This is a genomic window from Microbacterium sp. UBA3394 (genome assembly GCF_002358725.1).
Lineage (GTDB): Bacteria > Actinomycetota > Actinomycetes > Actinomycetales > Microbacteriaceae > Microbacterium > Microbacterium luteum.
The window spans coordinates 18,840-28,608 of sequence record NZ_DEPK01000009.1 but is presented as its reverse complement, the minus strand read 5'-3'; the positions used below and the strand labels follow the sequence as shown (position 1 = coordinate 28,608).

Below are 9,769 nucleotides of genomic sequence, written 5' to 3'. Positions count from 1 at the left end.
ACCACACCCCGGGCGTGTCGTGAGCGTTCAGGCCTCGATGAAGAGACCCGCGAGCGTCTTCTTGCCGCGACGCAGCACCGCCAGCCCGCCCGGCAGATCGCCGGAGACACCGGCTGAATCGTCGGCCACCTTGACGCCGTTCATCGCAACACCGCCCTGGGCGATGGCGCGACGCGCCTCCGACAGGCTGGAGACCAGTCCGGTCGCGACCAGCGCGTCGACGACGGAGCTACCGGGCTCGACCGACGCGTGCGGCAACTCCCGAAGAGCCTGACGCAGGGCTACGGGGTCGAGTGCCGTCAGATCCCCCTTGCCGAAGAGCGCGTCCGACGCAGCGACCACCGCATCCGTGGTCTCGACACCGTGCACGAGCGCAGAAACCTCGAGTGCGAGTCGGCGCTGTGCGGCACGGCGGAACGGCTCCTTCTCGACGAGCTCCTCGTACTGTGCGATCTCTGCGCGGGTGAGGAACGTGAAGACCTTCAGACGTTCGATCACATCACGGTCATCGGTATTGAGCCAGAACTGGTAGAAGGCGTACGGGCTCGTGAGTTCTGCGTCGATCCAGATCGCGTTGCCCTCGCTCTTGCCGAACTTCGTCCCGTCGCTGTTCGTGATCAACGGCGTTCCGATCGCGTGCACGGAGACGCCCTCGACGCGATGGACCAGGTCGGTGCCGCTGGTGAGATTGCCCCACTGGTCACTGCCCCCGGTCTGCAGCAGGCAGCCGTACTGGCGGTAGAGCTCGAGGAAGTCCAGCCCCTGCAGGATCTGGTAGCTGAACTCGGTGTAGCTGATGCCGGCGTCGGAGTTCAGACGCGCGCTCACCGCATCCTTCTTGATCATCGTGCCGACGCGGTAGTGCTTGCCGATCTCGCGCAGGAAGTCGATGGCTGACAGCGGGGCCGTCCAGTCGAGATTGTTCACCATGCGCGCGGCATTCGCACCCTCGAAGCTCAGGTAGCGCTCGACCTGTGCCCGAAGCCTCTCGACCCACTCCGCGACGGTCTCGCGCGTGTTGAGCGTGCGCTCCGCGGTGGGACGAGGGTCTCCGATGAGCCCGGTCGAGCCACCGACGAGGCCGAGGGGACGGTGGCCGGCCAACTGAAGACGGCGCATGGTCAGCAGCTGCACGAGATGACCGAGATGGAGGCTCGGAGCAGTCGGGTCGAAGCCGCAGTAGTACGTGATCGGATCCCCGGCGAGCAGCGCGCGAAGCGCATCCTGATCGGTGGACACCTGCACGAGACCCCGCCACACCAGTTCGTCCCAGACGTTCTCGAACGTCGGGTCGTTCGTGGGGGTCACCGCTTTCACAACGGTTTCAGACACCGTGAAAGGCTATCAGCGAGCGTATCGGCTCCAGACTCACGTCCGGGACTCTTTAGCTTATAGACTATATATGACCTTGATTATGCTTTTTAGCTAAACTGCTTCGCATGTTCGTCCTGACGATCGACCAGCGAGACAGCCGCCGCGGCGCTGATCTCGTGCCCGCCGCCCTCGACGGCCTCACCGAACTCGGGGGCGACGGCTGGGCGGCGAGACCCGAACGTACCGCGGGTGACGAGATGCAGATGGCGACGACCGACGCGGCGCTGGCGCTCCGTGTTCTCCTGACGAGCACGAGGAGCGGAGCCTGGAGCGTCGGCGTCGGCGTCGGCGCGGTGGAGGCGCCGCTCCCCCGCAGCGTGCGTGCCGGCCGGGGAGCGGCGTTCATCGCCGCTCGTGACGCGGTCGACCGCGCCAAGACCACGGCCCTGCGGTGTGCGGTCTCCGGCGGCGCCGCTGCCCAGGACGGCGAGGCCCTCGTGCACCTCCTCGTCGACGTGCGGGACCGGCGCAGCGACGAGGGATGGGAGGTCTACGACCTGCTCGCCGAGGGACTCACCCAGCGCGAGGCCGCCGAGCGGCTGGGCATCAGCGCCGGAGCAGTGAGCCTGCGGGCGAAGGCCGCTGCGCTCCGCCTCGAAGAAGCCGCTGTCCCCGCACTCGTCCACGTGTTGGAACGCGCCGACAGCAGCGCCGAGGACGAGCCCGCATGACAGACTGACGCCATGATGCTGCCGGAGTCGCTTGCGACCGCTACCGTATCGGCGGGCCTCCTGCTCGGCATGGCGATGGCGCTCATCGCCGTGATCGTGACGACGCGTCGCTCGTCGGCGGTGTTCGTCATGATCGCCGCGGCCATCGTCGCGGCGATGCTCATCACCGTCGTCGTCGTCCCGACCGACGTGCCGCTCCCGATCGCGCTGCCCCTCGCTCTCCTCGGCGCGTCGGTCGCCGTCGTCGGAGGAAATCCGCTGACTCGCGAGGTGCTCCGTCTCGCCACCAAGGGCACCGTCCGCGACGGCGAGCACGGCGGAATCCTTCTGCGTTCCGCACGGGAGGATGACGCCGCCGCGGTCCGCGAGGTGCTCCTCGGGGGGACGACGATCGGGTATCTGGAGCGCGTCGCGACGACACTCACGATTCTCGTCGGCTTTCCGGAAGGTCTCGCCGTCGTCGTCGCCCTCAAGGGCATCGGACGCTTCTCGGAACTCGCGTCTGCGGAGGCGCGGGAACGGTTCATCATCGGAACGCTCGCGAGCCTCGTGTGGGCGAGCGCCGTCGCGGCCACCGTGCGCCTCGCGATCTGGTAGGCCGCGCCGCGCGGGTCAGATTCCCAGGGCGTGAGCCGCGGTCTGCGAACGCTCGATGAGTTCCACGCGCTGCTCAGCGACCCGCACCGGCGCCGTGCCGCCGACCCCGAGGCGGCTGCCGACCGAACCCTCGACCGTCAGCACGTCGCGAACCTCCGGCGTCAGATGGGGCGAGACGGCGGCCAGCACCTCGTCCGAGGCCTCGTGCAGCTCGATCTCACGATCCTCGCACGCACGCACGAGGCTGCCCGAGATCTCATGCGCCTCGCGGAAGGGCACCCCCTGCTTGACGAGCCATTCCGCGACGTCGGTGGCCAGCGAGAAGCCGGCAGGGGCCAGTTCGGCCATCCGCGACGTATCGAAGCGCAGCGTGGCGACCATGCCCGCGAAAGCCGGCAGGACGAGCTCGAGGGTGGCGACCGAGTCGAAGACGGGCTCCTTGTCTTCCTGAAGGTCGCGGTTGTACGCGATCGGCAGCCCCTTGAGGGTCGCGAGCAGGCCGGTCAGATTGCCGATCAGGCGCCCAGACTTGCCGCGGGCCAACTCGGCGATGTCGGGGTTCTTCTTCTGGGGCATGATGCTCGACCCGGTCGAGTATCCGTCGTCGAGCGTCACGAATCCGAACTCGCGGGTGTTCCAGAGGATGATCTCCTCCGACAGCCTCGACAGATCGACGCCGATCATCGCCGCGATGAAAGCGAATTCCGCCACGACGTCACGGGACGACGTGCCGTCGAGGGAGTTCTCCGCCGGGCGCGCCAGGCCGAGTTCGTCGGCGACGAGCTGCGGGTCGAGCCCGAGCGTCGATCCGGCGAGCGCGCCGCCCCCGTACGGCGAGACGGAGGCGCGGACGGACCAGTCGCGCAGGCGCTCGAGATCGCGCACGAGAGGCCAGGCGTGCGCCTGGAGGTGATGCGCCAGCAGGACCGGCTGCGCGTGCTGAAGGTGTGTTCGCCCGGGCATGATGGCATCCGGGTGCGCCTCGGCCTGCGAAGTGAGCGCATCGATGACACGGAGGATGTCGCGCGCGATCGTGCGTGAGTGATCCAGCAGGTAAAGCCGCACGAGGGTGGCGATCTGGTCGTTGCGACTGCGACCGGCACGGAGCTTCCCGCCGAGGTGAGCACCGACCTCCGCGATCAGCGCCGCTTCGAGGGCGCCGTGCACATCTTCGTCGTGCGGAGCCGGAAGCAACGTGCCGTCGGCCACACGTCGAGCGAGAGCATCCAACCCCGCGTGCATCGCGACTTCCTCGTCCGCCGTGAGATACCCCGCAGCGGCGAGCGCCTTGGCGTGGGCATGGGAACCGGCGAGGTCATACGGCGCCATCGCCCAGTCGAAGTGGGTGGAACGGCTCAAGGCCTCCAGCTCGGGCGACGGACCCGTCGCGAAGCGTGCTCCCCAGAGGGCGCCCTCGTTCGTGCCTTCGGTCTTGCTCTCACTCACCGTGTCAGCCTAGCGAGGTCCGAGACGGGTCTCCGCCGCCGTGTCCGCACGACCGGGCACGAGCACTCGCGTGACCCGGTCGGTCGCCGCCTCCAGCGGTCCGCGTCCGATCGTCAGCGCCCAGACGGTCGCGGCGACGATCAGGACCGCCGTGATCGGCCAGAACGGGTCGAGGTCGCGGAAGCCCTGAAGGTCGGACGGATCCCCCAGGATCACCGCCGCTGCGATCGCCCAGATCACGAGCTGCGCGGTGTACGCACTCAGCGGCATCGCTCCGACGGCGCGCACGGGCAGGACGATCCACCCCGCCGGGCTCATCACGCTCCCCCGCCACCAGGGACCGCACACCAGCACGCACCCGCCGATGACGGCGAGCGCGAAACCTCCGGAACCGATGACCTCCAGCAGCCCGCTCGAATGCGGTCGAGCAGTCCACACCGCGCCGCCGAAGGAGGTCCACTCGTCGGCCGCGGCGAGCCCGCTCGCAGCATTCAGCCCGTAGCCGAGGGCAGCGAGAGCTCCGCCGGCGAGCACAGCGCCGACCTGGACGCTCCTGCGCTGCAGACCCGCGCGCGCGATGCCGAGGCCAGCCAGCACGAAGGCCATCCACACGGGGAACGGATACTGCCATCCGATCATGAGCGCGGCGGATTCGCCGATCGGCGTGCCCCAGAACGGGAGGGCATCCAGCAGGACCTGTGCGAACGGCATCACCACGGCGAGCACGGCTGCCAGGACGAGCACGACGCGGGCGGACAGGGTGAGAGCGGGCAGCGCGAGCAGGAACAGCACCGCATATGCCGGGAGGATGACGTAGACGGGCACGCCGGTTCCGATCAGGAGAACCCCGAGCACCCACAGCAGCGCTGCACGCAGCGCGATCCGGCGTCGTGCAACACCCATGGCTGCGCCGCGGGCCGGATGACGCCCTCCCGTCATGAGGCCGAGCGACACGCCGGCAAGCGTCGCGAAGAGAATCGATGACCGTCCGGCTGCGATGTTCGACCAGGTCGACGGATCGGCGAGGACCACGTCGTCCCCCAGCCAGAGCAGGTGCGCCGCCAGCATCCCGATGATCGCCAGCCCGCGGGCGAAGTCGAGGCCGGCGATGCGGCCCGCACCGTTCAGCTGGATCCCGTTGCGCGACAGGCGCGGACGAACCGCTCCGGTCGCATCCGATGCCGGATCGGTCACCTATCCTCCATCCCGCCCCGTCAGCCCTGACGCAGAAGCCAGACCAGCAGGGCCTTCTGCGCGTGCAGGCGATTCTCCGCCTCGTCCCATACGACGCTCTGGGGGCCGTCGATCACCTCGGCGTCGACCTCGTATCCGCGATCGGCGGGAAGACAGTGGATGAAGATCGCATCGTCCTTCGCGAGGCGCATGAGTTCGGTGGTGACCTTGTACTCGCCCAGATCGCGCAGACGCGCGAGCTTCTCCTCCTCCTTGCCCATCGACACCCAGGTGTCGGTCACGACGACGTCGGCACCGGCCGCGGCCTCGTTCGCGTCGGTGTACAGCGTCACCGAACCACCGGTCTCCGCGGCGCGACGATCGGCGTCGGCGATCACATCGTCGCGCGGGGCGTAGTGCTCCGGGGATGCGACGCGCACGTGCATGCCGGCGGTGACGCCCGCGAGCACATACGAGTGCGCCATGTTGCTGCGACCGTCTCCGAAGAAGGCGAGCGTGAGACCGTCGAGATCTCCCTTGTGCTCGCGGATCGTCAGCAGATCGGCGAGCAGCTGACACGGGTGGAAGTCGTCGCTGAGCGCATTGACGACCGGCACCCGGGTTCCCGCGGCCATCTGCTCAAGTCCCGCCTGGGCGTACGTGCGCCAGACGATGGCGGCCACCTGTCGCTCGAGCACCCGGGCCGTGTCGGCGGGAGTCTCCTTGCCGCCGAGCTGGCTGCTTGCGGTCGAGATGATCAGGGGCGAGCCGCCGAGGTCGGCTATTCCCACCGCGAACGAGACCCTGGTGCGCGTGGACGACTTGTCGAAGATGACCGCGACCGTCTGCGGACCTTCGAGGGGCTTGAGCTTCCAGCGGTCCTTCTTCAACGCGACGGCGAGGTCGAGGATCTCGGTCTGCTCGTCCGTGGTCAGGTCGTCGTCGCGCAGCAGGTGGCGGGTCATGCGGGTACCTCCGTCGTGGCCGATTCATCGGCGTCCAGCAGAACGGACGTCTCCACCGTGGCGAGGGCGCGGGCGAACAGTCCGATGAAGTCATCGATCTCGACGTCGCCGATGTTCAGCGGCGGTGCGACGCGAACGGTCGACGGGTTCGCCGCGTTCACGATCAGGCCGTGCTCCTGCGCCGCGGCGACGACGGCACCGGCGACCGGATGCTTCAGGGCGACCCCGATCAGGAGTCCGCGGCCACGCGTTCCCGCGACGAGGGGCGAGCCGATGGCGGAGATCCGCTCGCGCAGCTGTGTGCCGCGCGTCGCGGCGTTCTCGACCAGGTCGGCCCGCTCGATCTCGCACAGCACCGCGAGGGAGACCGCGGTCCCGAGGGCGTTGCCACCGAAGGTCGACCCGTGGGTTCCCGGGTAGAAGAGCTCGCTGCTGTCGCCGAAGGTCACCAGAGCGCCGATCGGGAAGCCGCCTCCGATCCCCTTCGCGACGGTGATCGCGTCGGGGGTGATCCCGGCATGCTGGTAGCCGAACCACTCCCCCGTGCGGCCGGCACCGGTCTGGATCTCATCGACGATGAGAAGAGCACCGTGGCGAGCCGTAAGCTCGCGTGCGGCCGCCAGATATCCCTCCGGCAGGTCGACGACACCCGCCTCGCCCTGGATCGGCTCCACCACGAGCGCCGCGACGTCGTCACCCATCGCATGCTCGAGCGCTTCGATCGTCGGGGCGATGTGCTCGACGCCCGCCACCATGGGCAGGAACGGCTCCTGCATCGCGGGCTTCCCGGTGAGCGCGAGCGTTCCCATCGTGCGCCCGTGGAAGGCGTTCTCCAGGGTGAGGATGCGCAGCCGTGCGGGACGTCCATCTCGCGCCGCACCGTGGAGCCGCGCCAGCTTGAAGGCGGCCTCGTTCGCCTCCGCACCGGAATTGGCGAAGTAGACGCGTCCGCTCGGCCCGGTCCCCGCGAGATCCTTGAGCTTGGCGGCCAGGGCGAGCTGAGGCGGCGTGGCGAAGTAATTCGACACATGAGCGAGCGTCGCCGCCTGAGTGGCGACGGCATCCACGAAGACGGGATGCGCGTGCCCGAGGGAGTTGACGGCGATCCCCGCCAGGAAGTCGAGATATCGCGTACCGTGCTCGTCCCAGACGTACGCCCCCTCCCCTCGGACGAAGAGCGCGAAGCGATCTCCCGCGTTCCGGATCAGATCGCGTCCCGCGTCATCCCGCCACGTCGCCGTCCCGGTCATCCGTCCACCACCTCGGTTCCGATTCCCTTGTTCGTGAAGATCTCCACCAGCACCGAATGCGGCACCCGGCCGTCGATGATCGCCGCCGTCTCGACGCCGCCCTGCACAGCGTGCAGACACGCCGTCATCTTCGGGATCATCCCCGACTCGAGGGTGGGCAGCAGTTCGGTGAGCTCGGTCGAGGTCAGGTGCGACACGAGGGAGTCGCGGTTCGGCCAGTCGGCGTAGAGCCCGGCGACATCGGTGAGCACGACCAGCTTCGCCGCCCCGAGCGCCACGGCGAGGGCGGACGCTGCCGCATCCGCATTGACGTTGAGCGAATGCCCGGGGTTGTCGCTGTCCGGGGCGATGCTCGAGACCACCGGGATCCGGCCGGCCTCGAGCTGGTCGAGCACCGGCTGCGGGTCCACGCTCACCACGTCGCCGACGCGCCCGAGGTCGTGTTCCACCCCGTCGAGCATCACGCCGCGACGTCGCCCGGTGAACAGGCCCGCGTCCTCTCCGGACAGGCCGGTGGCGAGGGGCCCGTGGGCGTTGATCTTGGCCACCAGCTGAGGGTTGATCTGGCCGGTCAGCACCATCCGCACCACCGAGATCGCTTCGGTCGTCGTGACGCGATAGCCGCCCTTGAACTCGCTCGGGATCGCGAGGCGGTCGAGCATCGAGGAGATCTGCGGGCCTCCGCCGTGCACGATCACCGGCTTCACGCCGACGTAGCGCAGATAGGCGACGTCGGCGGCGAAGGCCTCCTGCAACTCGTCGGAGACCATGGCATTCCCGCCGTACTTGATGACCACCGTCTGGTCGCGGAAGCGCTGCAGCCACGGCAGCGACTCGATCATCGCCTCCACGCGCGCGCTGGCAGCGGTCGGGTCGGTGTCCTGGATGTCGGTCATGAGGAGTACGCGCTGTTCTCGTGGACGTAATCGTGGGTGAGGTCGTTGGTGTAGATCGTCGCGAAGGCGTCGCCGACCTTCAGATCGATCAGGACATGGGTGGCGCGCGGCGACAGGTCGACGTCTTCACGCGGCCGGTCGGGGCCGCCGGAGGTGCATACGCGCACACCGTTCATCGACACGTCCACGTCGTAGGGGTCGAACGCGGCATCGGTGGTGCCGATCGCGGCGAGCACGCGCCCCCAGTTCGGGTCCTTGCCGAAGACGGCGGCCTTGAACAGGTTGTTGCGAGCGACCGAGCGACCCACCTCGACGGCGTCGTCTTCGGAGACGGCACCGACGACCTCGATCGTGATGTCGTGGCTCGCCCCCTCCGCATCGGACTGCAGCTGGATCGCGAGGTCGGTGCACACGTCGATGAGCGCGGCGCGGAACGCATCGGGCTCCGGCGTGATCCCGGATGCGCCGCTCGCCATGAGGGTCACCTGGTCGTTGGTGGACATGCAGCCGTCGGAATCGAGCCGATCGAAGCTCACTCGGGTGGCCGCGCGCAGGTGCGCATCCGCCTCGGCCGGGGTCACGATGGCGTCGGTCGTCACGACGACGAGCATCGTCGCCAGGCCCGGTGCGAGCATCCCCGCCCCTTTCGCCATGGCACCGATCGTCCAGCCGTCGACGGAGCGGACCGACCGCTTCGCCCGCGAGTCCGTCGTCATGATCGCAAGCGCGGCGTCTTCTCCGCCGTCTGTGGACAGCGCGGCGATCGCCTTCTCGGTCCCTTCGAGCACTTTGCCGCGGAAGACGGCGTCGCCGGTGCCGATTAGCCCGGTCGAGCACACCACCACGTCGCCGGCGCCGATCTCGAGCAGTTCCGCGGCCTTCTCGGCGGTCTGATGCGTGGTCTGGAACCCGAAGCTGCCGGTGAAGCAGTTCGCCCCGCCGGAGTTGAGAACGATCGCCGCGATCGCCCCGTCCTTCACGACCTGCTCGGACCACAGGATCGGGTTGGCCTTCGCGCGATTGGACGTGAAGACGGCCGCGCCCGCGGTGAGCGGGCCACGATTGACGACCACCGCGACGTCCGGCTTGCCGGTGGACTTCAGACCGACCGCGACGCCGGCCGCTTCGAATCCCTGGGGGGCGGTGACGCTCACGGTGCCACTCCGTTCACGGTGAGGGCTCGGTCCTCGGGGAGTCCGAGCGCGATGTTCATGGACTGGACAGCGGCACCGGCGGTGCCCTTGACGAGGTTGTCCACCGCGGTGATGACCACCACGCGGTTGGCCGCGCGATCGACCGCGAGGCCGATCAGCGCCGTGTTCGCGCCGATGACATCGGCCGTGCGGGGGAAGGAGCCGGCGGGCAGCAGCTGGACGAAGGTCTCGTCCGCGTAGGCC

At 68.8% G+C, this 9,769-nt stretch carries 9 protein-coding genes and 1 pseudogene; 2 read left to right on the top strand and 8 right to left on the bottom strand.

From position 1 onward, the window contains the following. Positions 1–27: 27 nt before the first annotated feature. On the bottom strand, positions 28–1,332 hold the full coding sequence (gene tyrS / locus B4E30_RS00465; protein ID WP_194383348.1) for a tyrosine--tRNA ligase: 1,305 nt from the start codon (positions 1,330–1,332) through the stop codon (positions 28–30). Positions 1,333–1,439: 107 nt separating this feature from the next. Here tyrS and B4E30_RS00460 point away from each other — a divergent pair, with 107 nt between their 5' ends. Together B4E30_RS00460 and B4E30_RS00455 are read left to right on the top strand one after the other, a co-directional pair. After that, a complete protein-coding gene (locus tag B4E30_RS00460; RefSeq protein ID WP_194383349.1) occupies positions 1,440–2,045 on the top strand; it encodes a DNA-binding protein in 606 nt (201 codons plus the stop codon). Between the two features lie 12 nt (positions 2,046–2,057). Continuing rightward, a complete protein-coding gene (locus B4E30_RS00455; protein ID WP_286721178.1) occupies positions 2,058–2,642 on the top strand; it encodes a hypothetical protein in 585 nt (194 codons plus the stop codon). 15 nt (positions 2,643–2,657) lie between these two features. Here the strand turns inward: B4E30_RS00455 and argH are convergent, their stop codons facing one another. From argH to B4E30_RS00420, 7 genes and pseudogenes are all read right to left on the bottom strand, one after another. Beyond that, on the bottom strand, positions 2,658–4,088 hold the full coding sequence (gene argH, locus B4E30_RS00450; RefSeq protein ID WP_194383350.1) for an argininosuccinate lyase: 1,431 nt from the start codon (positions 4,086–4,088) through the stop codon (positions 2,658–2,660). 9 nt (positions 4,089–4,097) lie between these two features. Beyond that, a complete protein-coding gene (locus B4E30_RS00445) occupies positions 4,098–5,282 on the bottom strand; it encodes a heparan-alpha-glucosaminide N-acetyltransferase domain-containing protein (protein ID WP_194383351.1) in 1,185 nt (394 codons plus the stop codon). 20 nt (positions 5,283–5,302) lie between these two features. Beyond that, entirely contained in the window at positions 5,303–6,226 is a 924-nt protein-coding gene (gene argF, locus B4E30_RS00440) for an ornithine carbamoyltransferase (protein ID WP_194383352.1), read from the bottom strand. Next, entirely contained in the window at positions 6,223–7,476 is a 1,254-nt protein-coding gene (locus tag B4E30_RS00435; RefSeq protein ID WP_194383353.1) for an acetylornithine transaminase, read from the bottom strand. The genes argF and B4E30_RS00435 overlap by 4 nt, the downstream gene beginning before the upstream one ends. Then, a complete protein-coding gene (gene argB, locus B4E30_RS00430; RefSeq protein WP_071046088.1) occupies positions 7,473–8,372 on the bottom strand; it encodes an acetylglutamate kinase in 900 nt (299 codons plus the stop codon). The genes B4E30_RS00435 and argB overlap by 4 nt, the downstream gene beginning before the upstream one ends. Continuing rightward, positions 8,369–9,526 (bottom strand): bifunctional glutamate N-acetyltransferase/amino-acid acetyltransferase ArgJ, encoded by a 1,158-nt coding sequence (gene argJ, locus B4E30_RS00425; protein WP_194383354.1) that lies wholly within the window; start codon positions 9,524–9,526, stop codon positions 8,369–8,371. Before argJ ends, argB begins: the two co-directional genes overlap by 4 nt. After that, positions 9,523–9,769: pseudogene (locus B4E30_RS00420) on the bottom strand (N-acetyl-gamma-glutamyl-phosphate reductase); the annotation flags it as partial. The gene argJ and the pseudogene B4E30_RS00420, both read right to left, overlap by 4 nt.